Here is a 25,317-nt window from a genome sequence, read left to right as displayed (position 1 = left end):
GAGCCGCAACTTACGCCACGGCTTGCAATGGACATAGCCAGCGGGCCGGCGTTGCATTACGTTGCGGCAGAAAGGCACGCTCCCGCTTACCACCCGCTTGGCTGCTACCGGGGTTCCTGAAGCAAGGCACGCAGCGCATCTCTGGCCCTGATGGCCCGTTGCCGGTCCGGGTCGGTTCCGGCGCACTGCTCATAAAATTCAGGCGCGTAAAAGCGCGCAACCCGGATTGATTTCCTGGTAATCAAATAGAAGGTATTCTCTTCCCCATCTTCTATCACGCACCTGGAGGCGGCTTTGGGAAGCTGTTGATCCCCTCGCAACTCCCATAAGCCGGGCGGATTCAGGAGGCGCCAGCTGCCGCCAAGGGTGGCGCTGCCCACCAGCTGGGGCAGCAGATACCGGTTAGTATCCGGCAGAGTCGCCCGGAATCGGCGTTCTTCCTCCGCGAATTTCTGCTGCAGCCGGCCGGGGAAGTAGTGCCCCAGGGCCTGACGGTACGGGCTGCGGTAAGTAAAAAACTCCAGCCGCCCCTGGTACTTAGCCAGAATCAGGTAGTCGGGCGAATTGATCGAACCAGAGCAGCTCTGGAAGACAACGGTGCTGTCGAAATTCTGCTGCAGGAATGCGTGCAGGGGTGTGGGAGCCTGCCCCCGCGCCGAACCGCTCAGCAGCCCCAAAGCCACACCTAGCAGCAACACGAAAGGCTTCGCCATAAACATAAGGGTAGGAAATGTCCGGTCGCAACTCACGCGGCAGCAGCTAGAGGGTGCTTCTTATGCTTCGGCGTTGCGCAGTTTAACAGGAAGCAGCAGGAATAATACTGACGAGCTGTCGGGCCCCAAGCTGGAGCCCCTCTTATGCGGCCTTTCAAATAAATCCTTGTCATTGCCGGGCAACTTGCTTAAACATTGCAGAACATTCACCTTCCTTCCTCCGCATGCGACTACCACGAACGAAGACATCTTTTGTTTTCCTGATGGCCTTGCTGCTTCGCAGCTTCGTGCTTTCCGCACAATCGATTGAGTTGACTAATCCTATCATGACAGGCTTCTACCCTGACCCCAGCGTCATCAAGGTAGGTTCTGATTATTACCTGGTTAACTCTACTTTCTCCTATTTCCCCGGCATTCCGGTTTTTCACAGCAAAGACCTCAAAAACTGGAAGCAGATCGGCAATGTAATTAGCCGGCCTTCCCAGATGAACTTCCTGGGCGACCGGATGACGCGCGGTCTGTTTGCCCCGGCTATTGAACACCACAACGGCACATTTTACGTCACCTGCACGCTGATTGACCACAAAGGCAACTTCGTGGTGACGGCCAAAAACCCCGCTGGCCCCTGGAGCGACCCTATTTTCCTGCCGGAGGTAAAGGGCATTGATCCTTCCCTGTTCTTCGAGGGTAGCAAAGCCTACGTCATCTACAACAGCGACCCACCCGATAACAAGCCACTCTACGACGGCCACCGCTCCATCAAGATGATTGAGCTGGACCCCGTGAAGCTGCAAACCGTGGGCGAGGCCAAAATGCTGGTGAACGGTGGCGTGGACTTGAGCAAAAAGCCCGTCTGGATTGAAGGGCCGCACATTATGAAGCGCGGCGACTGGTACTACCTCTATGCAGCTGAGGGCGGCACCTCGGTGAACCACACCGAGGTAGTGTTCCGCAGCAAGTCGGCGCTGGGGCCGTTTGTACCCTACGAGAAAAACCCCATCCTCTCGCAGCGTGAGCTGCCCAAAGACCGCAAAGACCCCATTACCTCGGCAGGCCACGCGCAGTTTGTGGAAGGGCCCGATGGCAAGACCTACGCCATTTTCCTGGCTGTGCGGCCTTACGAGGGCAATTTCTATAATACCGGCCGCGAAACGTTTATCGTGCCCGTGGAGTGGAAAGACGAGTGGCCGGTTACGGTGCCGGGCCCGAACGGCGTGCAGTACTCCTACCCCGCCAAGTTCCCGGAAGTCAAGCAAAAAGATGCCCGGCCCCAAAGCGGCAACTTCAGCTACACGCTCACCTTCGAGAAGCAACTCGACCCTGCGTTGCTGTTCATGCGCACCGTGGACAGCACCAATTTCTCCTTGAGTAAAGCCAAAGGCCTTACGCTGAAGCTGAAACCCGAAACCATAGCCGAGCTCGGCAACCCGGCATTCATCGGCAAGCGGCAGCAGCACATGTACGGCAGCGCCGAAACCGAGCTGACGTTTGCCGCCAAGGCCGAAAATGAAACGGCGGGCCTGGTGGTGTTCCAGGATGAGAAGCACTTCTACTACCTCTGCAAATCGGTAGAAGGTGGCAAGCCCGTGGTGCAGCTGCTCAAGAGCACCGCCGACGCGAAGAACACCGAACTGCTGGCCAAAGCGCCCCTGAAAGCAGCAGCCGGCAAGGTGCAACTGCGCATCAATGCCGATGGCGACACCTACAGCTTCCGCTTTTCGGAGGACGGGAATAACTACACGCTGCTGAAAGACAAGGTGGATGCGCGCTTCCTGAGCACGCAGGTAGCGGGCGGCTTCATTGGCTGCCTATATGGCATGTACGGCACCTCGGCCGGGCAGCCCACTACCAATACGGCCTCCTTCAAGTGGCTGAAGTACGAAGGGCACGACCCCATGTACAAGAAATAATCCGCGGTTTGCCAGCTCCTACCTTCTTTTTCTATGCGCTTCTTTCCACTGCTTTGCTTGCTGGTACTGCCCCTCGCCGCAGCCCAGGCCGCTAAGCCCATCCGTATCAAAAGCCCCAATGGGGACGTGCAGGTGACGGTAGCTGTAACCGCTCAGGGGCAGCCCACCTACACCGTGCGCTACCGCCAGACCGAGCTGCTGCGGCCCTCCCACCTGGGCCTGCGCCTGGCTAGCGCCGACCTCACCCAGGGACTCAAATTCAAGAAAGCCGACAAGCAAACCACCGTAACCGACAGCTACCAGCTGACCACTGACAAGCGCGAAAACTGCCGCTACCAGGCCAACCGGCGCGTGCTGCACTTTACGGGGGCAGCCGGAGCGCCGGAGCTTAGTGTGGTGTTTCAGGTGTCGAATGATGGGGTAGCATTTCAGTACGTACTGGAAGGACCAAGCCAGGAGGTGCAGCGCATCACGGCCGAAAGCACTACGTTTCACCTGCCGGCCGGGGCCAAGGGCTGGCTGCACCCCCATGCCAAAGCCCAAACCGGGTTTGCCAACACCCAGCCCTCGTACGAGGAGAATTACCAGCGTGGTATAGCAGCCGGCACGCCCTCTACCATCGGGCAGGGCTGGTCATTCCCGGCCTTGTTTCAAACCAATGGGCACTGGGTGCTGCTGACCGAGGCCGGTATGGGCCGCAATTACGCGGGCACCCACCTAGCCCACGAGTCGCCGGATGCGGAGTACGGCATTGCCTTTCCGCAGCCCCCCGAAAAAACCACGCCCGACGCGGCCCTACTGCCCGAAAGCCGCCTGCCGTGGAGCACACCCTGGCGCGTAGTGGTGGTCGGCAACTCGCTGGCGCCCATCGTTGAATCGACGCTGACGACGGACCTGAGCGCACCCGCCACCACGCCGGTGCTCACCGAGGCGCCCGGCAAATCGTCGTGGTCGTGGGTGCTGATGGGCGACCAAAACACCACCTACGACGTGCAGCGCCGCTTCATCGACTACGCCGCGGGCATGGGCTGGCGCTACTGCCTGGTCGATGCGCTCTGGGACAAGCAAATCGGCTACGACAAAACCCAGGAGCTGGCCCGGTACGCCCGCTCGCAAAACGTGGGCCTGCTGGTGTGGTACAACTCGAACGGCCGCTGGAACGAGGCTCCGCAAACGCCCACCAACGTGCTGTTTGAGCCCGAAAGCCGCCGCCAGGAGTTTGCCCGCATCAAGCAGATGGGCGTGGCCGGAGTGAAAATCGACTTCTTCGGGGGCGATGGGCAGTCGTTCATGAACTACTACCAGGATTTGCTCGTGGATGCCGCGCAGGCGGGCCTGCTCGTGAACTTTCACGGCGCTACCCTACCCCGGGGCTGGAACCGCACCTACCCCAACCTGATGACCATGGAAGCCGTGAAGGGCTTTGAGTTCCTGACCTTCGACCAGCGCAACACCGACCAGGAGGCCACTCACTGCGCCACGCTGCCCTTCACCCGCAACGCCGTGGGCCCGATGGACTTCACGCCCATGGCGTTTTCGGAGATACGGGGCAAAGAGCGCCGCACCAGCAACGCCTTCGAGCTGGCCTTGTCGGTGTTGTTTCAATCGGGCATACAGCATTACGCCGAGGTGCCTGAGGGCATGGCCGCGCAGCCGACCTATGTGCAGGACTTCGTGAAGAAGCTGCCGCCGCGTTGGGCCGATGTGAAGCTGCTCGACGGTTTCCCTGGCGAGTACGTGGTATTGGCCCGGCAGGCACCCGGCGGCGCCTGGTACGTGGCCGGCATCAACGCCACCGACGCACCCAAAACCATTCAGGTTAACCTCAGCAAGCTGGGTCTTCAAAGCGGCACACTCATCACCGACGGAAACACCAACCGTAGCTTCAGCACGCGGGCGGCAGGCAATACTATCAGCGTGACGCTACCCGCGCAGGGCGGCTTCGTGGTGCAGCCTTAAGCCATTGGCTAGCATTTTCCTCCTACCCCTCACCCAGCGGGCAACCTGTGCGAAGCGCCGCACGGAGGCCCGGGTGCCCTGACTCTATGAAAACACGCTTCACTTTCCCTCACCTTAGCCGGGTTAGCCTGTTGCTGCTGGGCCTGCTGTACGCGGGCCTGGGTAGCGCGGCTGCCCAACGCGCGCCCAAACAGGCTTCGGCCAGCCAGAAGGGGGCTTTTTACACCCGCAAGTACCCCAACTTATTTCGGGAGGCGGGTTACAGTCAGGCCGACATCGACCAGAAGATAGCCCAAACTTATCAGGCGCTTTTCAAGGGCCCCAACAAGGTGTACTTCGAGGTAGGCGATTCGATGGCCTACGTATCGGACCTGAAAAACCACGATGCCCGCACCGAAGGTCTCTCGTACGGCATGATGATAGCCGTGCAGCTGAACAAGAAAGGCGAGTTTGACCGTTTGTGGCGCTGGTCGAAAAAGTACTTACAGCACCAAAGCGGCCCCTTGGAAGGCTATTTTGCCTGGAGCATCGACCCCACTACACTGAAGCGTAACTCGGAAGGGCCGGCCTCTGATGGGGAGCTGTACTTTATTACCAGCCTGCTGTTTGCCTCCAACCGCTGGGGAAACACCACCGGCATCAATTACTACCAGGAGGCCCGCCGCATTCTGGATGCCATGTGGAAGAAAGATGGCACCGGCGACGTGTACAACCTGATTAACACCCAGCACAAGCAGATAACGTTTGTGCCCGTCGGCGACATGTACAACTGGACCGATCCGTCCTACCACGTTCCGGCCTTTATGGAGGTGTGGGCCGAGTACGCCAAGGACGGGCACGAGGCGTTTTACCGGGCCTGCGCCGATACCTCGCGGGCGTTTCTGCACCGCGCCTGCCGTGCCCCTACCGGCCTCAACTACGACTATACCGAGTTTAGCGGGCAGCCCCGGGAAACCAAGTGGGCGCCGCCTGCCTTCCGCTACGACTCTTGGCGGGTGCCCATGAATATTGCCATGGACTACGTGTGGTTTGGCAAGGACAAAGCTTGGCAGGAGCAGTACGCCCAGCGCTTTCAGGGCTTCCTGCGCGGCAAGGGGCTGACCACCTTCGAGGATCAGTTCAACGTGGATGGCTCCCGGCCCGACTTTATCCTACCCGCCGGCAACGTCAAGAAGCTGCGCCACTCCCTGGGGCTGGTAGCTACCAGCGCCTCGGCCTCCCTGATCCGGGGCAACACCAAGGACCTCGACTTTGTGCACGCTCTCTGGAACGCCAAGATGGAGCCCTACGCCGATGGCTACTTCGACCCCTACTACGACGGCATTCTGTACCTGTTCAGCCTGCTCCACCTGAGCGGAAAATACCAGGCCATTCATCCTCAGCAGCGTTAATCTACCGGTTCCGGTGCTTCTTCTCATGCCCTACTACTTTAAGCGAAGTGCTTTACTCCTCGGCATATTCCTGGCGGCGGGGGCTATGTTGCCTTTGGCTGCGCAGGAAAAGCAGGCCCAGAACCCCATCGTCTTCGCCGATGTGCCGGACCTGTCGATGATTCGGGTGGGCAAGACCTACTACATGAGCAGCACGACCATGCACATGAGTCCGGGCGTGCCCATTATGAAGTCCACGGACCTGGTGAACTGGCAGCTGGTCAGCTACGCGTCCGACACGCTAGGCAGCCTGGATGAGCTGGCGCTCCGGAACGGCAAAAGCACTTACGGTCGGGGTTCCTGGGCCAGCAGCCTGCGGTTTCACAACGGCACGTACTACGTCACAACGTTCGCCCAAACTACCGGCAAGACCTACGTGTATTCCACCCGAAACATTGAGAAAGGTCCCTGGAAGGTCGCGTCATTCAGGCCCAGCTACCACGACCATTCCTTGTTTTTCGATGACGACGGCCGCGTGTATCTGGTGTACGGGGCGGGTAAGCTGCGGCTACTGGAACTAACGGCCGATGCCTCCGCCGTGAAGCCCGGCGCTACCGAGCAGGTACTGATTGAAAACGCCAGTGCCCCGGCCGGCCCGAATATTAATTTGCAGGCGGAAGGCTCGCAGCTCTTCAAAATCAAAGGCAAGTATTACCTCTTCAACATTGTGTGGCCCAAGGACGGCATGCGCACGGTAGTAGTGCACCGGGCCGATAAGCTGATGGGTCCCTACGAAGGCCGGGTGGCGCTGCAAGATCTGGGTGTAGCGCAAGGTGGCCTCATTGACACGCCCGACGGGCGCTGGTTTTCCTACCTGTTCCGCGACTACGGAGCCGTGGGCCGCATCCCCTACCTGGTGCCCGTGACTTGGGCCGAAGGCTGGCCCGTGCCGGGCACGGCGGGTAAGGTACCCACCACGCTACCCCTACCCCCCAGCAAAGGCCTGATTCCGGGTATCGTCGCCTCGGATGAGTTCGAGCGGCGCAAGGGTGAGCCTGCCCTACCCCTGGTGTGGCAGTGGAACCACAACCCCGAAAACTCGCTCTGGTCGGTGACGGACCGCGCCGGCTACCTGCGTCTGAAAACCGACCGCACTGATACCACCTTTCTGCTGGCCCGCAACACCCTAACCCAGCGCACCATCGGGCCCACCTGCGCCGGCACCACCGCCCTCGACGTAACTCACCTGCAGGAGGGGGATTTTGCTGGTCTAGCCTTGCTGCAAAAAAGGTACGGCCTAGTGGGAGTTGAAGCCCGCAACGGCGCGAAGTTCATTGTGATGATAAGCGCGGAATCGGAAAAGCCCGTGGAATTGCAGCGCCTACCCCTGTCGCAGTCGGTCATTCACTTCAAAGCGGAGTGCGACTTTCGGGAGCGTAAGGACGTGGCTACTTTCTATTACAGCCTCGACGGCAAGGCGTGGCACCCCATCGGGCAGCCGCTGAAAATGGCCTACACCCTGCCGCACTTTATGGGCTACCGGTTCGGGCTCTTCAACTACGCTACCAAGAAGGCCGGCGGCTACGCCGATTTCGACTACTTCCGGATTGCGAATCCGATAACAGGAGAGAAACCTTAGCAAGCGGCAGACTAGGGCTAGAGTCTAGCTCCCCTCCTCAGATGAGGAGGGGCTGGGGGTGGTTGACCAATCGTTGAACAGTAGGCTAGTTCTAGAAGTCCTTCCTACCACATCAGCCACCCCCAACCCCTCCTCATCTGAGGAGGGGAGCTAGTTTCTAAGCTTAGTGTATTACTGCTTTGAGAAGCTCAGCACACTACGATGGGTAAGGCCTCTTTTGATCCAGTTGCATCCCTCCTACTTGATTACCTCCACCACCGAAAATAAACTCATGCTGCTTCGTAAACTACCGCATTTTCTGAGTGTACTTGCCTGCCTGGTTGGGGGTAGTGCCCTGGCGCAAAACCCGTTTATCACCAACCAGTTTACGGCTGACCCCACGGCGCGCGTATTCGGGGATAAGGTGTACGTGTACCCCTCGCACGATATTCCGGCTGCTCCGGGGCGCGGGCGCGCCGGTTGGTTTGTCATGGAAGACTACCACGTTTTCTCCTCGGCCAACCTCACCGACTGGACTGACCACGGCGTTATTATAACCCAGAATAAGGTGCCCTGGGTGAAGCCCAACAGCTACAGCATGTGGGCTCCGGACTGCGTGTTCCGCAACGGCAAGTACTACTTCTACTTCCCTTCTACCCCCAAGGACACGACCAACGTGAAGGGCTTCACCATTGGCGTAGCTGTGTCCGACAGCCCTACGGGCCCCTTCGTGCCGCAGCCACTGCCCATCAAAGGCGTGCGCGGCATCGACCCCAACGTGATAATCGACAAGGATGGGCAGGCCTACCTCTACTGGTCGGAGGGGCATATTTACGGGGCCAAGCTCAAGGAAAATATGCTGGAGCTGGCCTCCGAGCCCCAAGTGCTGGGCGAGCTGCCCACGCAGGGCCTGAAGGAGGGACCGTACGTGTTTGAGCGCCAGGGCACTTATTACTTGACCTACCCCCACGTAGCCAACAAAACCGAGCGCCTCGAATACGCCACCAGCCCTACCCCCCTGGGGCCGTTTAAAGTGCAGGGCGTGATTATGGACGAGTCGCCGACGGGCTGCTGGACCAATCACCACTCTATTCTTCCGTTCAAAAATCAGTGGTACCTGTTCTACCACCACAATGATCTGTCGCCCGCTTTCGATAAAAACCGTTCCGTGCGGCTCGACAGCCTGTTCTTCGAGCCAGATGGCGCCATCCGAAAAGTAGTCCCGACCCTGCGCGGTGTAGGCCTGACGGATGCCCGGCAGAAAATTCAGCTGGACCGTTACAGCCAGCTCAGCCCCGGCGGTGCTTCCATTGCCTTCCTAGATACGGCCAACACGTTTCAGGGCTGGAAGACGGTATTCAATGGCAGCCAGGGTTGGGTGCGGTACAATGGGGTAGCCTTTGGCACAAAGCCCCTCCAGACGGTGACCATGCGCGTAACAGCCGCGGCCGGAGCCACCGTGCAGATCAGGGTTGATGGAGCCTCTGGCCCCATGCTAGCTCAGGTTGCTGTACCGAAGGGAAGCCGCTGGCAGGAGGTGAAAGCCCCTCTATCTGCCTTTAAGCCCGGCACGCACACGCTGGTGGTATCAGCCAAAACCACCATGCCCGTTGAAATTGACTGGGTGAAATTTGATTGACGTGAACAGGCCGGAGTGCCGTGTCATGGCCAATCTTAATCCGTCGGCTATACTCTGACTCCACTCTTATTACCTCACACTTCTCCCCCGCTTTCCCACACCTTCAGCTCGGCCCGTAGGTTGCGGCGGGCCAGAGCATCCAGCCGCTCCCGGAAGGCGGGAGTTTGATAAAGGACCGGAACGTTGAGCAGCTTCTCCAGCACCTTGCGGCGGCCGCGGCGGTACATAAAGTCGGGCACGAGGCGGTACTCTTGGCGCACCTGGCGGGCGTACTGCCAATAATCGGCCTCCGAAGCGCCCAGAATTTGCAGGTCCGCATCCAGGAAAAAGTGCAGGTCCGGGTCGGCGGCGGGCTGGGGCTGGGTGTGGTCTTTGGTGCGCTCAATGAGGTAGGCCACGCGCTGGCGGCGCTCCGGCGAGAGAGTGGTATGCCGCAGAAACTCCAGGGCCAGAGCGGCGCTGCGGGCTTCGTTGTCGTCGCGCAGGGTGCTGTACACGGCATCATGAAACCAGATGGCTAGCTCTACCACTTCCCGGTCCTGAATGAGGGTAGGGTGCTGGATAACAGCATCCAGCAGGGTCCGAATGTGAGCCAAGCCGTGGTAATGGCGGTCAGAGGCACCATAGGCTTCAGAGAGTTGCTGATAGGTAGCTTTTTGCCGCGCTTCGTCCGACAGTAGCGGGGTAGTAAGTCGGTTCCAACGGGCAAGCAGAGTCGTATTCATAGCCAATAATCGAATCGGGTAAAATCAGGGCGGTGTAGCAGAAATAGAAAATTAAGCTGAAACGCTAGTTGCCGGTTGGGACGCCGTAGGGGTTGCTCCGTTTTACCTCCATGTACCGCTCAGGGTTAGCTATTGGGCGGAAGCCGAACTGCTCGTAGAGGCCGTGCGCATCTAAGGTAGCCAGCATTTGGCGACGCACATCCCGAATATCGGGGTGGCTCCAGACTTCCCGCATCAGCTGCTTACTGATGCCCTGCCCCTGAAACTCGGGTAGCACAAACACGTCGCAGAGCCAGGCGAAGGTGGCCCGGTCGGTAATGACGCGGGCGAAGGCCACCTGCTCGCCATCGGGGCCATACACGCCAAAGCAGAGGGAGTTGGCAATGGCCCGCTCTACGGTTTCCAGCGGGATGTTGGTAGCCCAGTACGAGCCCTCGGCCAGGTAGCGGTGAATCAGGGGAATATCCAGGCGGTGAGGATCGGTGCTGACGGTATACATGACCAAGGAGAAGCAGATGAATGCTGGAAGAACGGGGGTTCCGGTAAAACTACGGCTGATCCTCATCCAAAAGCTGAGGCATTACGTTAGCCCTATACTTCATCTTTCACTTAACTATCTGGCTATGAAATACCTGAACACGCTTCTTATTGGCAGTTTTTTATGCAGCGCCCAGGCGCTTGGCCAAACCGCTCCTACCCTGACAACCTTTCCGGTGGGTGCTACCACGGTTACGGTTTCGGCCCTGGCTACGGGCCTGCAGGTTCCGTGGGAGCTGGTATGGGGCCCCGATAACTTTATCTGGATGACGGAGCGCGGCGGCCGTATCAGTCGCGTTGACCCCACCTCCGGCCAGGTAACAGTGCTTACTACCCTGCCCGATGTGGCTACTTCCTCCGAAGGCGGCCTGCTGGGCATGGTGCTCCACCCCGATTTTGCTACCTCGCCCTACGTGTATGTGGTGTATAACTACAACGACAATGGTTACAAGGAAAAGCTGGTGCGCCTGACCTACGCCAACGGCGCGCTGGGTAGCCCCCAGGTGTTGCTGGGCGATATTCCGGCCGTGAGTACCCACAGCGGCTCCCGTCTGCTCATCCTCCCCGACCGCACCCTGCTCATGACCACCGGCGACGCCCAGAATCGTCCGTCGGCCCAGGACCGGGCTTCCCTCAACGGCAAAATCCTGCGCCTGAACCTTGATGGCACCATTCCGGCCGACAACCCCATGGCTGGTAACGCCAGCTACAGCTTTGGGCACCGCAACCCACAGGGGCTGGTGCGCGCCAGCAACGGCCGCCTCTACAGCTCGGAGCACGGCGAAAACGCCGAGGATGAAGTAAACATCATCGAGGCTAACCAGAACTACGGCTGGCCTACCGTGGAAGGCCTTTGCAACCTTGCTGCCGAGCAGTCGTTCTGCACGGCCAACAACGTGCGGCAGCCCATTTTCACCTGGGCTCCCACCGTAGGGGTAGCTGGCATCACTTACTACGACCACCCCGCCATTCCGGGCTGGCGCAACAGTTTGCTGGCGGCTACCCTGCGCGGCAACAAGCTCACCCAGATTCCGCTGAACGCGGCGGGTACCACGGCCGGTGAGGGCGTGTTTACACTTACCTCGTTCGGGCGGCTCCGGGCCATCTGCGTTTCGCCGCAGGGCCGGGTGTACGTGAGCACCAGCAACCGCGACGGCCGCGCTACCCCTGGCGCTTCCGACGACCAGATTCTGGTGCTGGAAAATCGGGCCTTCGTGCCGACCTCCACCACGGCCCGCCGCACCAGTCAGCTCAACCTCTGGCCTAACCCCGCCCGCCACGCCGTAACCCTGCAGCGCCCTACCCCCGCCAGCGCGACCAGCCCCGTACAGGTCCACGATGCCCTGGGCCGGACGGTACGCACCGCGCAATTCGCGGCCGGCCAGTCCAGCCTTTCCCTACCCCTCCAAGGCCTGCAACCCGGCTTCTACTCCGTGAAATCAGACCTGGGGACGCAACGATTGGTAGTAGAATAGTTTTGAGGTGATGAGGTGAATGGTGAAAGGTGACAAACAGCACGTCATTCCGAGTGCAGCCGAGGAATCTCGCGTGCTGACGTTGTGGTAGCAACTGTCATCTTGAGCGCAGCGAAGGACCTTACCACGGTAAAACGAGTCGTTGTTACGATGGTCGTTCTTGCGTGATAAGGTCCTTCGCTGCGCTCAGGATGACAGTCTTTTTTTTCCATTCACCTCTTCACTCCACCACTTCTGCCAGCTGGTGCCGTTCGTTTTTCACGACGTTGGCTAGGGTCCAGGGGATTTCCTGACTGAAGGGATGCTGGCGTACGGGGCACTCGGGCATCCGGCAGTGGGAGCAGGCAGCGAAGTTGCAGGGGTCGGCGTGCACGAACATTTCTACCTGCACCTCAAACTCCTGATCCACCAGCACCTCAATGCGGTGCACCTCAGCATGGGTTTGCTCCAGACTGAAATAGTAGGGCATGGTGATGTGGCAGTCGATGTGCAGATTGGCCCCGTAGCGTACCACGCGCAAGTTGTGCACATCAATCCAGGCCGGCTCCCGGTGCTCCTGCAGCTCAGCCACTACGTGCTGCACGGTGGCTACGTCCACCTCATCCATCAGCCCCGAAACGGAGCGGCGCACCATGCGGTACCCATTCACCACGATGAACACGCCCAGAATCAGGGCGGCGGCCGAGTCATAGACTACATTGCCGGTGAACACCACCAGCAGCAGGGCCGCGCACGAAACTAGAGTGCTCACGGCATCTAAATACAGGTGTTGCCCGTCGCCGACCAGGGTAGGCGAATGGTGCTTGCGGCCCGCCTGTACCAGCAGAAACCCGGTGCCCAGGTTGACCAGGGCCGTAAAGGCCAGCAGGCCCATGCCCCAGTCGGGGCGGGCTATGGCGTGTGGGTGCAGCAAAGACTGCAGCGCGGTATAGAAGATGTACACGCCCGCCATCCAGATCAGCCCACCTTCGAAGCCCACCGACAGATACTCCACTTTACCGTGTCCGTAAGGGTGGTTTTCGTCCTTGGGCAAGCTGGCCAGGTAGATGCTGTACAGCGCAAAACCGCTGGCTACCACGTTGATAATGGACTCCAGCGCATCGGTCAGTACGGCCTGGGAGCGGGTCAGCAGCCAGGCGTAGAACTTCACGGCTACCAACACCACGCTTACAACCAGGGAAAGCAGGGCGAAGCGCGTTTTCAGCGGCAACGAAAACATGGAGCGGGCAAGCAGTCGAGAGGCCATGAGGAGCAATGAGGGGAGTAGTATAGCGCGGGGCGGCTACTTCAGGTTCCGGGGTCGGGCAAGCAAAGACACGGAAAAGGGGCGCAAAATTCCGGCAAAATCCTCGGATGTGACAGCGGCGGCAACTTTTTCAAACAAAAGCAGTAGATAGACTGTCTTAAAAATAAATTTAGGCTACTCTAAATTTACCTTTCTTTGTGACTTCCAGTGCCTCCGGTTACTAGCCGGACCTTCTGCCTGCCGATATGCCTTCAGTGTTACCCTCTACCCCCGATACGGAAGTTACTCCTCAAACGCCACCCGAAGCGGGCTGGCGCCGTGCCCGCACGGCCCCCTCGCTGCAGGAGGTGTTTGCCACCATCCGGGTGCCCGCCCACGATGCCTCGTTCTGGCGAAAGCTCATGGCCTTCTGGGGCCCTGGGCTGATGGTGGCCGTGGGCTACATGGACCCCGGCAACTGGGCCACCGACATTGCCGGTGGCTCCCGCTTTGGCTATACGTTGCTTTCCGTCATTCTGATTTCCAATTTGTTTGCCATGCTGCTCCAGCACCTCGCGGCCAAGCTGGGCATTGTAACGGGGCGCGACCTGGCCCAGGCCTGCCGCGACCATTTTTCGAAGCCGGTAAGCATGGTGCTCTGGTTTTTGTGCGAGGTAGCCATTGCCGCCTGCGACCTGGCCGAGGTTATCGGCTCGGCCATTGCCCTGAACCTGCTATTTGGGTTGCCCCTGCCCTGGGGGGTAGTGCTGACCATTCTGGACGTGATGGTGGTGCTCTTTTTTCAGAACAAGGGGTTCCGGGTGCTGGAAAGCATCGTGGCTGGCCTGATTGTGCTGATTTTCGGCTGCTTTCTGTACGAAATCATCGTATCGAACCCCGATTATTTCGGGATTCTGAGCGGGTTGGTACCCCGACCGGAGGTAGTCACCACACCGGGCATGCTGTATGTGGCCATCGGTATTCTGGGCGCCACCGTCATGCCTCATAACCTGTATCTGCACTCCAGCATTGTACAAACCCGCGCCATTGAGCAGACGGAGCAGGGCAAGCGCATGGCCATCAAGTTTGCCACCATCGACAGCACGGTGGCCCTGTTTCTAGCCTTCTTCGTGAATGCCGCCATTCTGATTACGGCCGCGGCCGCCTTTCACAAAAACGGCCACCACGAGGTAGCTGATATCAACCAGGCCTATGAGCTGCTGGCTCCGGTGCTGGGGGCCGGGGCGGCGTCCATTGTGTTTGCCGTGGCCTTGCTGGCTTCGGGCCAGAACTCTACCCTCACGGGCACCCTGGCCGGGCAGATTGTAATGGAGGGCTTCCTGAACCTGCGCCTCAAGCCCTGGCTGCGCCGCCTGATTACCCGCGCCATTGCCGTGGTGCCGGCCCTTATCGTGACCCTGCTCTACGGAGAAAAAGGCACCGGCGAGCTGCTGGTCCTGAGCCAGGTAATTCTGTCATTTCAACTCAGCTTCGCGGTAGTACCGCTGGTGATGTTTACCGGCAGTAAGGCTAAAATGGGCGTATTCGCCAACAAGTCCTGGGTGCAGTTACTGGCTTGGCTGGTATCCGGCGTCATCATTCTGCTGAACGTGTACCTGCTCTGGGAGACATTCTTCGGGTAGGGTACGCCTCACCCCTAGCCCCTCTCCTTTTCCGGAGAGGGGCTAGGGGTGAGGCCACTAAAGAACCCCAGCGCGCATTGCCGCGCTTTTTTAAGCTCGACAGATTTAGACTCATCTAAATATTATCACCATACCCCGCTAAAATGAAACAGCTCTTACTTTGGTTGGCCTTGATGATGAGCGGTGTAGCCGCTGTAGCTCAACCTACCGGAACCGTGCGGGGTGTTGTGCGCTCAGAAGGGAAAGAAGTGCCGTTTGCCAGCATCGGGCTGAAGGGTACTACCCTGGGTACCACTGCCGACGAGCACGGTAGCTACGTGGTGACGGGCGTGCCGGCGGGCAGCTACCGGCTGGTGGGTAGCGCCGTGGGGTTGCTACCCACCGAGCGAAACATAACCGTAACGGCCGGCCAAACTACTACCCTCCACCTCAGCCTGAACCCCGGCCCCAACGCCCTCGGCGACGTGGTGGTGAGCGGGACGCTAAACGAGGTGATAAAAAGTGAGTCGCCGGTGGCGGTGGAGCTGTACTCGCCCAAACTGTTTCGGAAAAATCCGGCGGTGTGCCTGTTCGAGAACCTGACGATGATCAACGGGGTGCGGCCTCAGCTGAACTGCAACGTGTGCGGTACCGGCGACATCCACATCAACGGGCTGGAAGGACCGTACACCATGGTGCTGATTGATGGCATGCCGCTGGTGAGCTCCCTGAGCACGGTGTACGGCCTGAGCGGCATTCCGAGCAGCCTCATTGAGCGGGTGGAGGTAGTGAAAGGACCTGCATCCACGCTCTACGGCTCCGAGGCCGTGGGGGGGCTCATCAACGTCATCACCAAAAACCCGGCGAAGGCCCCGCGCTTCTCGGCCGATGTGTTTGCTACCTCCCACCGCGACGTGAACCTCGATCTTGGGGTAGCGCGCAAAATCGGGGCGGCCTCTACCCTACTCAGCACCAACCTCTACCACTACAACCAGCGCCGCGACGTAAACAACGACGGCTTTACCGACGTGCCTACCCAGCAGCGAGTATCGGTGTTCAACAAGTGGACCTGGGCCCGGCCCGAGCAGCAAGTAGCTAGCTTAGCCGGGCGCTATTATTACGAAGACCGGTTTGGGGGCCAGCTGAACTGGAGCCCCGAGCACCGCGGTCTGGACAGCATTTATGGGGAAAGCGTGTACACAAGCCGGTATGAACTACTGGGCCAGTACCAGCTGCCGGTGCGGGAGCAGAAGCTCCTGCTCAGCGGCACCTTCAACCAGCACAACCAGAACTCGGCTTACGGCACTACCCTCTATAAAGCGGTGCAACGGGTCGGCTTCGGGCAGCTGACCTGGGCCAAGGAGCTGAGCATCCGGCACAACCTGCTCACGGGCGCTACCTACCGCCTCACCTGGTACGACGACAATACGCCTGCTACCGCCTCAGTTGGCCCTAACGATACCCGCCGCAACGCCCCCGACCTGGTGCAGCTGCCCGGCTTGTTCGTGCAGGACGAGTGGCGCCTCACGCCCGACGCGACCCTGCTCATGGGCCTGCGCTACGATTACAACTCCCGCCACGGCAGCATCCTGAGTCCGCGCCTGAACTACAAGTGGGGGCGGCCCGATGGCAGCCAGGTGTGGCGTGTGGGGTTGGGCAACGGCTACCGGGTAGTAAATCTGTTCACCGAGGACCACGCGGCCCTTACCGGCGCCCGGCAGGTAGTGGTGCCCGAAGCTCTGGAGCCCGAGCGCAGCTGGAACGTGAACGTGAACTACAACCGCTTTCTGCAGCTGCCCGGCGGCGCTACCCTCACCCTCGATGGCAGCGTGTTCTACACCTACTTCACCAACAAAATCAGCCCCGACTACGACACCAACCCCAACCAGATTATCTACCGCAACCTCGATGGGTACGCCATCAGCCGGGGCGTAACGCTGAACACGGATCTGGCCCTGTCCCGCCCCCTAAAGGTGATGTTGGGCGTGACCTTGCTGGACGTATTTCGGCGGGAAAAGCCCCTGGAAGGCGGTCCGCGGCGCCGGGTAGCGCAGTTCCATTCGCCACCTTTCTCGGGTACTTGGGCTGTCAGCTACACCTGGGAAAAGCTGGGCCTCGCCCTGGATTATACGGGTCAGGTGAGCAGCCCCATGGCGCTGCCTGTCTTCCCGAATGACTTTCGGCCCGGCCGCTCGCCCTGGTACGCTTTACAGAATCTGCAGGCTACGCGCAAGCTGCGCGAAGGACTGGAGCTGTACGGGGGCATGAAGAACCTTTTCAACTTCCTGCCCCGCCACGCCTTGTTGCGTCCCTTCGACCCCTTCGACAAAAACGTGGGGGTCGATAATCCGCAAGGCTACACCTTCGATACCAGCTACAACTACGCCCCTATTCAGGGCCGGCGGCTGTTTTTGGGGGTGCGGTATACGTTGTAAGCAAGTTTCCCTTTGAACAGCAGACGTTTGGTTTTACCCAGGGGGTAGGGCGGGCACCAATTGGGGGCGGACTGCGTATGAGGGGCACCGTACTCTTTTCTCCCCTCATTTCATGTTCATCTCCCGTTACCTCGCACTGCTGGGCCTACTGGCTTCGGCCGGCCTGGCCCAGGCCCAGGACAAGCCCAAGACTTGTCCCTACGACTCGGCCCACTTCAACCTGTTCAAGCCGGTGCCGCGCAACCAGCTGCGGCCCCTGCGGCCCGACCGCCCCGGCGTGACGGAAAGCCCATTTACAGTGGATGCCGGACACTTCCAGACGGAAACCGACGCCCTCCGCGTGGTGAATGAGCGGGAAGGCACCTCACGCGGCCGGGAGTTGAAGGTGGCTTACACTACCCTGAAAATGGGCCTGAGTCGCCGTACTGATGTGCAGGTGGAAATGCCGCTTTACAAGGTAGAGAAGGAACGCGAAGCCGGCGAAACCGACTGGCAGCGCCAGGCTAGCTTCGGCGACGTGGCCGTGCGGCTCAAGCACAACTTCCTCGGCGACGACCAGGAAGGCCCCATTGCCATGGCCGTGGTAGCCTACACTCGCCTGCCTACGGGCAGCAAAACCGGCAGCGGCGCCGTAGAAGGCGGCCTGATTGTGCCCGTGAATATCGAGCTACCCGACCGATTCAACCTCGATTTGCAGGTGCAGGGCGACCTGAATTACGACCGGGAACAGGGCAAGCATTATGCCCGCGTGATGCCTTCCATTGCCCTCGACCACGAATTCACGGACGTATTCAGCTTTCTGGCAGAGGGCGTAACGCAGTGGGATGCCCAGCGGAAAGGCTGGCGCTCCTCCCTCAACCTTGCTCCCATCTTCACCCTCAACGAAAACCTGCAGGTAGATTTCGGCACCCACTTGGCCCTAAGCAAAGAAATGGACCGGGAGTTTTTTGTGGGGTTCACGTTTCGGCGGTAGGTAGCAAAGCATGCTATAGCAAAAGGCCCGGCACTCCTTGGTCTGGATTGCCGGGCCTTTTGGTTGGCTGGCGGCCGGTATTTTCTGGTGGGTTAGCCCCGGTCGGTCATCATGCTGCGAGTCTGGCCTTTCCAGTCGGTGATAAACCAAGTCACTATCGATACTACCCCCAGCAGCCACGACAGATTTCGCTCGGCGCTGCCATTTTCAAAATGAAACAGAAACGGTGCGGCCAGCAGGGCAATACCCGTCAGCAAATCCAGCCAGCCGTGCACCGGAAACAGAATTACGCGGAAGATGCCCAGCTTGAAATCGGTGAGCAGAGTAATGAGCAGGTAGCCCCCAGCCAGCACGAAGCAGGCAGTATCTACGGCCGGTTCCAGGTCGAACATGATGGGGGCCATGGCCAGCACCGTGATAAAGGCTACATCGATGAAGCCGTGCGCAGTTGGTGACAGGATTTTCATAAAGTCAGAAGTTGGGGTGGAAGGATAAAACTCGTACGGCGGCGAAGCAGCAAGGGTATAGCCAAGCTTGCTTATAACACGCTACCGCTCAAGCAAAAGAGCCTGATAACATAGCGTCATCAGGCTCTTTCACTTAATCAATACTAGCTACCGCAGCTTAGTGCTGGGGAGCCATGTTTTTATGGCCACGGGCGTTCATATCATTCGCTGTGTGGGTATTGGCGCGCCAGTCGGTCAGCATCCAGGAACCCAGAAATACCACACCCATAATCATGAAGAAATTACGGGCTACGGTGTTGTCATCGTTGAAGCCAAAGATGAAAGGGGCTGCCAGCAGGGCCAGGCCACTCACCAGTTCCAGACCGCCGTGCATGGGGAAGGGAATCATCCGCATGACGCCCATCGGGAAGTCGGTCATCAGGGTAATCAGCAGGTAGCCGGCGGCCAGCACGTAGCAAGCCGTGGCATAGGGGCCATCGAAGTTGAACAGCGTGGGAGCCAGAGCAAAAATGGCGATGGTGCCGTAGTCGAGCATGCCGTGCATGCGGGGTGATATAACTTTCATGGGGTAGACAGTTTGAGGTTGAAGTCCTTGACTGCCTCTTCTTACGCCCTGTTTTTCGAAAGGATATTGTCGAGTATAGATTTTTTTGCAGTTTTTATTTAGATTCCCGCGCAAGGTTGAGCTTGATTCGGTGCTGACGACTCAACCGTAAACCGGGAGCTTTCTTGGTCAGAAACGGGCTCCTACCACCACCGTTTTCCGATATTGCTGCTTCTGTCCGCCACTGGGCTTGAACAGCTCAATGAGCAGCACGTAGTAGCCCACGGCGGCTTTCTGGCCCCGGTCGGTGAGGCCGTCCCACTGCCAGAAGCCTTTCGTGTTCAGGGTTTCGTTGCGCACCAGTTGGCGGGCCAAGCGGCCTTGGGCGTCATAAATCTTCACGGAGCCCACGTAGCCCGGAGCATCTAACTGATAGCTGAGGGTAGTGAAATCCTGCTGGCCGTCGTCATCGGGGGTGAACAGCTCGGGCGCCAAGGTCAATACATCTGAGCCAGTAGGGTCCGCCTGCTGCTGGGAGTTCGGGCGGCCGGGTGTAGCGTAGCCCGCGCTGCCGGCTGCCGAGTGAAAATTGCCGGCCTCACTCGGCCCCGTAGCCCGAATCCGCTCCAGCGACACGCCATTCACGTCGTCAAGAAGCTTGAGGTGTTGTTTTTCGGAGTAGGCCACACGGTCCAGGGGCCGGGCCTGGGCATCGAGCAGTACTGCTACCCCGGCATCATCGGGCAGGGTGGGCAGGGCAGGCACCTGCAGCACATTGGCCGGATTGATGCTGGCGGGGTACTGGCTTTGCAGCACCGGCAGGCTGGTGGTAAAGGCCAATAAGCCGCCGGGTGGCAGCAATACCGGGGAGCCGCTCACGGGTTCCGCATCCAGGGTGCCGCCGGCCCGCTCACTACCCACCTGCCAGCCCTGCACATCTAGGTACTTGCCGGAGCGGTTCAGCACCTCCACAAAATCAACCCCACCAGAGCGCGGGTTGAATAGAATTTCGTTGATAACCACGTCGCCGGCGGCTACCGAGGCGGGCAAAGCAAACGTGGCCGAGGTAGCCGGGCCGCTGGCGTTGCCTACACAATCGAGGAAGCGCTGCACGATTACCGTCACGGGCTGGTTAGCCGTCAGGGGAGTTGCTAGGGTCAAATCCACCAACCGGAAATTGGGGCCAACAGGCACTACGCGGGTAATGGCAGTAGCAGGCGTGAGGGTGTAGAGGGCCGGAACGGCCGCCGCAGCGCTGTCCAGCTTTTCCCCGAAATACAGCCGCACTGTGGTTGGGGTAAGGGCCAGAGTCCGGAGCAAAGTGGGCGCGGTGCGGTCGGGGTTGGTGGCGCGCACGGAGTTGGTGCGGCCGGGCGTACCGCCGCTGGCATCCTGGCTGGCCTGCCAGTTTTCGGGGCCGCCGCAGGGGTTGGCGGGGTCTATTATTTCCAGGGTCCAGCCGCCTTCCTTCTTGCGGGCGTCGCGGTACCAGGCATCGGAGTAGCTGACTTCAAACAGGGTACGGCCGTCTTTTCCCCGTAGCACCAGCTGGTCGCCGCTGTTGGTCAGGCTGGGGAAGTTAGTTAGCCCGAATACTTTACCGTAGCCCGCGAATTGCGCTGTGCGGGTGCTCCCGCACACCACCGCGTACTCGCCTGGCAGCAGTACCGCGCCGGCCGGAAACACGGCCGGGTTGCCGGTGCTACCCTGCTTCAGGAGCCGAACCCCGGCCAAATCCAGTACGGCGGTGGCTGAAGGATTGTGAATCTCCACGAACTCAGAAGCCGGCAGCCCTACACTGGGCGTTTCATCGGCCAGAATTTCGGTGATGAGCAGTTGGTTCAGCGCCGGTGCTACCGCAAAGCCGTTGTTCTGAAAAGTCGCCGTGAGTGGGCCCGCCGCCACGCTTCCGAACACATCGGCCACGTTACGGGCCTCTACCGTTACGCTGCCCAGTGATAGGTCGGCGGCCAGGGTCAGGTGCACCAGCGTAGGGTCGGTGGCATCCCGGAGGGCAGCAGTTACGGCCGGGCCGCCGCTGCCTGCCAGCCGGTAATTGCCGGCCGACTGGCTAGCGGCTACCGCCTCGTTGAAGGTCAGGGTGAGCTGGCGGGCGCCGGGCGCGGCGGCCCGCAAGAGCAGGGGCGCCGTGCTATCCGTCACCCGGAAATCATCGAAGTAAAACCCGCGGTTATTGGCTGAAGAGTAGGTAGCATACACCCCGAAGTAGGCACTGCGCTGATAGGTAGCATCGGTGGCCGTGCCTTCGGGAGTGTAGGAGGTGCCGCCGGTCAGGTCGCGCTCCAGGGTCCAGACGTTGGAGGTGCTGCGCGTCACGCGCACCCGCACCAGGTTATTGGTGGCGGAGTTAAGGGTAGCATCTTGCCCGTTAATCACATAAACCGGGCTGCCGGTGGCATCTTTCCGGAACAGGGCCACCTCATCGGGGGTACCGCCCAGCCGCACGAAGTAGCCTTTGGTACCGGCCGCTTTCAGGTCGGGAGCATCGGCCATCAGCCACACATCGGCGTAGTTGCCGCCGCTGGTAGCCAGCTTCAGGTTGGCCCAGAACTCCCAGGTAGTGCCCGTGGTGGCGGCGCATGGCGTAACCAGCTGCACTTCGGACCCCGTTACGGAGGGGCCGTTGGTTTGCAGCTGCTGGGCCGGGTTAACCTGAAAAGCGGCCACCTCGCCGGTCCAAGCGGGATTCTGGGTGAAGTTGCCGTCGGCAAAGGAATCGGTCAGCTGGGCCGTAGCTGTGGTGGCGCCCAGGCACAGGGCCAGCAGTAGCAATAGTTTCACGCGAAATCAGGGGGTAGGATAAAATACACTGTGAGCGAAGGCGACCAACCTGATAATCAGCCGAAGCCAGGGCTACCTTCCTTCTTTCACTGGGTGAAATATAACCACAAATCGTGATGTACCTTTACGCCCTCGTAAACACCAAAACCCCATGAAAGTAGCCGTAGTAGGCGCCACCGGCCTGGTCGGGGGCGAAATGCTGAAAGTACTGGCCGAGCGCAACTTCCCGGTCACTGAACTCCTGCCCGTGGCCTCCGAACGCTCGGTAGGTCAGGAAATCGAATTCCAGGGCAAGAAATACAAGGTGGTGAGCATGGACGACGCCATTGCGGCCCGCCCGGCCGTGGCCATCTTCTCGGCCGGCGGCTCCATTTCCAAAGAGCAGGCCCCGCGCTTCGCTGAAGTCGGCACCGTGGTTATCGACAACTCCTCGGCCTGGCGCATGGACCCCACTAAAAAGCTGGTGGTACCCGAAATCAACGCCAAGGAAATTACCCCCGACGATAAAATCATTGCCAACCCCAACTGCTCTACCATTCAAATGGTGGTGGCCCTCAACAAGCTGCACGAAACCTACAAGGTGCAGCGCATTGTGGTGAGCACCTACCAGAGCGTGACGGGCACCGGCAAAAAAGCCGTGGACCAGCTCATGCAGGAGCGCTCCGGCCAGGAAGTAACGAGCCAAGCTTACCCCCACCCTATCGACCTGAACGTGCTGCCCCACATCGACGTGTTCGAGGACAACGGCTACACCAAGGAGGAGATGAAGATGGTGAAGGAAACCAAGAAAATCCTCGGCGACGACAGCATCCGGGTGACGGCTACCACCGTGCGGATTCCGGTAGTAGGCGGCCACTCCGAAGCCGTGAACGTGGAGTTTGAGCAGGAATTCGAGTTGGAAGACGTGCTCCGCATCCTGCGCGAAACGGAAGGCGTGGAAGTGGTGGACGACGTGAAGAACAACGTGTACCCCATGCCCAAAGACGCCCATGGCCGTGACGCCGTGCTCGTAGGTCGCCTCCGCCGCGACGAAACCCAGCCCCGCACCCTCAATATGTGGGTAGTGGCCGACAACCTGCGCAAAGGCGCCGCTACCAACGCCGTCCAGATTGCCGAAAAAATGCTGCAGATGGGCCTGCTGCAGGCCTAGCCAGCACACTTTATCCTAGCTATTATAGTCGATTATATGCTTTCTGAATTTCGGCGGCTGATTGTCAGCGGCCTTATACTAGCGGCATGTGGTACTGCTCAGGCGCAAGCGCCTGAGCAGGCTCCGGCCAATGGCACAGTGTACACCTATGTGGAGCAGATGCCTGTATTCCCTGGCGGACAAACCGCCCTGTATCAGGCAATTGGCCAGTCTATTATTTACCCTACGGAAGCGTTACAGCAACGCTTGCAGGGGCGAGTATTCGTGAAGTTTATTGTAGCCGCTTCAGGTAAGGTAGAAGGAGCCACGGTAGTAAAAAGCCTGCATCCGCTTCTCGACGCGGAGGCAGTTAAGGCCATCAACAACCTTCCGGCCTGGGAGCCAGGTAGGCAGGTAGGTCGCCCCGTGGCAGTGTCTTATGCCGTGCCTATCACCTTTCGGCTGCCCTTAAATGTGGAGGAGATTCTGGCTGAGCGACTTGGAAAAGCCCCAGCCCTACCTGAAAAGAGGCATGCCCGATTTCCGGGCGGCCCAGAAGCCTTGTATTCTTACTTGCGCAAGGCTCCTTACCCCGAGTCTGCTCGTTCTAGCAAGCTTGTAGGAAAAGTATTTGTGACAGTTGACCTTGACGCAGATGGTCACGTAACCAAGGCCACATCTATTGTCCCTTCGGGCAAAGGCAAAAAGCTGCCTGCAGATGTGGCGGCCTTGCACTCGGCTGCACAAGAATATCTGAGCCAGATGCCGGCTTGGGAGCCAGCCGTTGCCAAAGGGCAGCCAACCGCCAGCACGATTACGCTGCCTGTTAGCTATCAAGAAGACTCTGCTAATCTTTTAGCACAGCTTCTGGCCCAGCCTATTTACCCGTACCTGGATGAGATGCCGGTCCCGCTGAAGGAAGACCTGATCAGCGCTTCGTCTTATCGTATCAGGTACCCCGCTTCGGCCCTGCGTAACCAAATTCAAGGGGAAGTACTCGTGTACTTCGTTGTAGATGAACAGGGGAAAGTTACGCAGCCAACGGTCATTCGCTCCGTGGACCCGGTCCTCGATGAGGAGGCGTTGCGCGTGGTAAAGGGCTTCGCCGATTTCACCCCAGGCCGCCAGAACGGCAAACCAGCCAGCATGTTTTTCGTCGTTCCGGTGACGTTTGCCATTAAATAAGTCTCCCAGCTCTAGCATCTTCCTGTGCTTCAAATGAAGAGCAGATTCAGTTATCCTAAACTCCCCAGGGCAACAACGCCGAGGCTATATAAGCCTCGACGTTGTTGTTTTATAAGCAGTTTTTGGAAGAGCTGAGCACATTCCCTATTTACCGAAAACCAGCTCCGCAAAGCCTTCAATAGCCTTGCGCGTATCGGCGGGGCGTTCCAGAAACCCTAGGTGCCCTACGTTAGCCAACCAGAGCACGGTAGAGTAATCAGGCAGCAGGCTTTCCTCGTGAGTTTTCGCTAAGGGTACCGCTTTGTCGTCCTTGCCCGCAATAAAAAGAACGGGATAAGTAGCTTTTTCCAACACCTGACGCCGGTCGGGACGGTGGGCCATAGCATCCATACTGCCCAACGCCGTTGCCAGCGGCACGGCGGCCCCTATGCGTTGCAGCATTTCTACATGGTGTTCCATGGACTCGCGGTGAGCAGCGGAAAATTGTGGTTTCAGAAACTCCTCGGTGAAGGCCGCTACCCCATGCTGCTCCAGAAACTCGCGGTTGCGCTGGCGCCGCTCCCGGTCTTCCTCCGAATCGGGCAGGGCGGACGAATGAAACAGGCAAAGGCCGGCGACCTGGGCCGGAAATTTCTCGGCGAAGGCCAGCGCTACGTAGCCGCCCATGCTGTGGCCCACCAGCAAAGCCTGGTGTACGCCGGCAGCCTGCAGTTGGGTCTGCACGTAGTCGGCGGCAGCTTCCAGCGAGTAGTTGGGGCTGGGGGCCGGGTCTGGCCCATAGCCGGGCAAGTTGGGCCGCAGGGTCTGAAATTCGGCCGGAAAGTCCTGCAGGAAATCATCCCAGATTTCATTGCTTTCCAGAAAGCCGTGCAGAAAAACGAGGGTAGGGCTGGCATGGGGCATACACTTGCCTCTTACGGACTGGCTGGGCCCAGGGTGCAGGGCGGGGCCTCATCGGCATATCAGCCCCGCTACCCCTCCGGCAGCCC

Annotated in this window: 19 protein-coding genes; 11 read left to right on the top strand and 8 right to left on the bottom strand. The window is 59.5% G+C overall.

Features of this window, described 5'->3' with window-relative positions; all coding sequences use genetic code 11:
• Positions 1-104: 104 nt before the first annotated feature.
• Positions 105-713: a hypothetical protein gene (locus FGZ14_RS18085; protein WP_139925583.1), complete on the bottom strand. Its 609-nt coding sequence runs from the start codon at positions 711-713 to the stop codon at positions 105-107.
• Between the two features lie 263 nt (positions 714-976).
• Here FGZ14_RS18085 and FGZ14_RS18080 point away from each other — a divergent pair, with 263 nt between their 5' ends.
• From FGZ14_RS18080 to FGZ14_RS18060, 5 genes are all read left to right on the top strand, one after another.
• The gene (locus tag FGZ14_RS18080) at positions 977-2,623 is read left to right on the top strand and encodes a glycoside hydrolase family 43 protein (RefSeq protein WP_139926163.1); all 1,647 of its coding nucleotides are present in this window, start codon (positions 977-979) and stop codon (positions 2,621-2,623) included.
• A gap of 33 nt (positions 2,624-2,656) precedes the next feature.
• Positions 2,657-4,582, top strand: a complete 1,926-nt coding sequence (locus tag FGZ14_RS18075) for a glycoside hydrolase family 97 protein (protein WP_139925582.1) — start codon at positions 2,657-2,659, stop codon at positions 4,580-4,582.
• Positions 4,583-4,668: 86 nt separating this feature from the next.
• On the top strand, positions 4,669-5,973 hold the full coding sequence (locus FGZ14_RS18070; RefSeq protein ID WP_139925581.1) for a glycosyl hydrolase family 8: 1,305 nt from the start codon (positions 4,669-4,671) through the stop codon (positions 5,971-5,973).
• A gap of 85 nt (positions 5,974-6,058) precedes the next feature.
• Positions 6,059-7,591 carry a glycoside hydrolase 43 family protein gene (locus FGZ14_RS18065; protein WP_257883272.1) on the top strand — a complete coding sequence of 511 codons (1,533 nt, stop codon included), beginning with the start codon at positions 6,059-6,061 and terminating at the stop codon, positions 7,589-7,591.
• A 271-nt stretch (positions 7,592-7,862) separates the two neighbouring features.
• Entirely contained in the window at positions 7,863-9,209 is a 1,347-nt protein-coding gene (locus FGZ14_RS18060; protein WP_139925579.1) for a family 43 glycosylhydrolase, read from the top strand.
• Between the two features lie 74 nt (positions 9,210-9,283).
• On the opposite strand, the gene FGZ14_RS18055 is transcribed toward FGZ14_RS18060, so the two are convergent.
• Together FGZ14_RS18055 and FGZ14_RS18050 are read right to left on the bottom strand one after the other, a co-directional pair.
• Positions 9,284-9,934 carry a hypothetical protein gene (locus tag FGZ14_RS18055; protein WP_139925578.1) on the bottom strand — a complete coding sequence of 217 codons (651 nt, stop codon included), beginning with the start codon at positions 9,932-9,934 and terminating at the stop codon, positions 9,284-9,286.
• A gap of 64 nt (positions 9,935-9,998) precedes the next feature.
• On the bottom strand, positions 9,999-10,433 hold the full coding sequence (locus FGZ14_RS18050; protein ID WP_139925577.1) for a GNAT family N-acetyltransferase: 435 nt from the start codon (positions 10,431-10,433) through the stop codon (positions 9,999-10,001).
• A 124-nt stretch (positions 10,434-10,557) separates the two neighbouring features.
• Between FGZ14_RS18050 and FGZ14_RS18045 the strand changes: the two genes are divergently transcribed.
• The gene (locus tag FGZ14_RS18045; RefSeq protein ID WP_180754405.1) at positions 10,558-11,946 is read left to right on the top strand and encodes a PQQ-dependent sugar dehydrogenase; all 1,389 of its coding nucleotides are present in this window, start codon (positions 10,558-10,560) and stop codon (positions 11,944-11,946) included.
• Positions 11,947-12,166: 220 nt separating this feature from the next.
• Here the strand turns inward: FGZ14_RS18045 and FGZ14_RS18040 are convergent, their stop codons facing one another.
• Entirely contained in the window at positions 12,167-13,192 is a 1,026-nt protein-coding gene (locus FGZ14_RS18040; RefSeq protein ID WP_257883271.1) for a cation diffusion facilitator family transporter, read from the bottom strand.
• A gap of 245 nt (positions 13,193-13,437) precedes the next feature.
• Between FGZ14_RS18040 and FGZ14_RS18035 the strand changes: the two genes are divergently transcribed.
• From FGZ14_RS18035 to FGZ14_RS18025, 3 genes are all read left to right on the top strand, one after another.
• Positions 13,438-14,814 (top strand): Nramp family divalent metal transporter, encoded by a 1,377-nt coding sequence (locus FGZ14_RS18035; protein ID WP_139925575.1) that lies wholly within the window; start codon positions 13,438-13,440, stop codon positions 14,812-14,814.
• Between the two features lie 143 nt (positions 14,815-14,957).
• Positions 14,958-17,228: a TonB-dependent receptor gene (locus FGZ14_RS18030; RefSeq protein ID WP_139925574.1), complete on the top strand. Its 2,271-nt coding sequence runs from the start codon at positions 14,958-14,960 to the stop codon at positions 17,226-17,228.
• A 112-nt stretch (positions 17,229-17,340) separates the two neighbouring features.
• Positions 17,341-18,201, top strand: coding sequence for a transporter (locus FGZ14_RS18025; protein ID WP_139925573.1), 861 nt, complete (start codon positions 17,341-17,343; stop codon positions 18,199-18,201).
• Between the two features lie 92 nt (positions 18,202-18,293).
• Here the strand turns inward: FGZ14_RS18025 and FGZ14_RS18020 are convergent, their stop codons facing one another.
• The 3 genes from FGZ14_RS18020 to FGZ14_RS18010 form a co-directional block, all read right to left on the bottom strand.
• Positions 18,294-18,668 (bottom strand): hypothetical protein, encoded by a 375-nt coding sequence (locus tag FGZ14_RS18020; RefSeq protein ID WP_139925572.1) that lies wholly within the window; start codon positions 18,666-18,668, stop codon positions 18,294-18,296.
• 157 nt (positions 18,669-18,825) lie between these two features.
• Complete coding sequence (locus tag FGZ14_RS18015) at positions 18,826-19,233, bottom strand: hypothetical protein (RefSeq protein ID WP_123823048.1); 408 nt, start codon at positions 19,231-19,233, stop codon at positions 18,826-18,828.
• 168 nt (positions 19,234-19,401) lie between these two features.
• Entirely contained in the window at positions 19,402-22,014 is a 2,613-nt protein-coding gene (locus FGZ14_RS18010) for a lamin tail domain-containing protein (protein WP_139925571.1), read from the bottom strand.
• 151 nt (positions 22,015-22,165) lie between these two features.
• Between FGZ14_RS18010 and FGZ14_RS18005 the strand changes: the two genes are divergently transcribed.
• Both FGZ14_RS18005 and FGZ14_RS18000 read left to right on the top strand, forming a co-directional pair.
• Positions 22,166-23,164 carry an aspartate-semialdehyde dehydrogenase gene (locus tag FGZ14_RS18005; protein ID WP_139925570.1) on the top strand — a complete coding sequence of 333 codons (999 nt, stop codon included), beginning with the start codon at positions 22,166-22,168 and terminating at the stop codon, positions 23,162-23,164.
• A 36-nt stretch (positions 23,165-23,200) separates the two neighbouring features.
• On the top strand, positions 23,201-24,328 hold the full coding sequence (locus tag FGZ14_RS18000) for a TonB family protein (RefSeq protein WP_139925569.1): 1,128 nt from the start codon (positions 23,201-23,203) through the stop codon (positions 24,326-24,328).
• A gap of 144 nt (positions 24,329-24,472) precedes the next feature.
• Here the strand turns inward: FGZ14_RS18000 and FGZ14_RS17995 are convergent, their stop codons facing one another.
• Positions 24,473-25,231, bottom strand: coding sequence for an alpha/beta fold hydrolase (locus FGZ14_RS17995; protein WP_139925568.1), 759 nt, complete (start codon positions 25,229-25,231; stop codon positions 24,473-24,475).
• Between the last annotated feature and the right edge of the window lie 86 nt (positions 25,232-25,317).

The sequence above is a fragment of the Hymenobacter sp. DG01 genome (assembly GCF_006352025.1).
Lineage (GTDB): Bacteria > Bacteroidota > Bacteroidia > Cytophagales > Hymenobacteraceae > Hymenobacter.
Note: the sequence above shows the minus strand (reverse complement) of the source record. Positions and strands in the feature narration are given on the sequence as shown.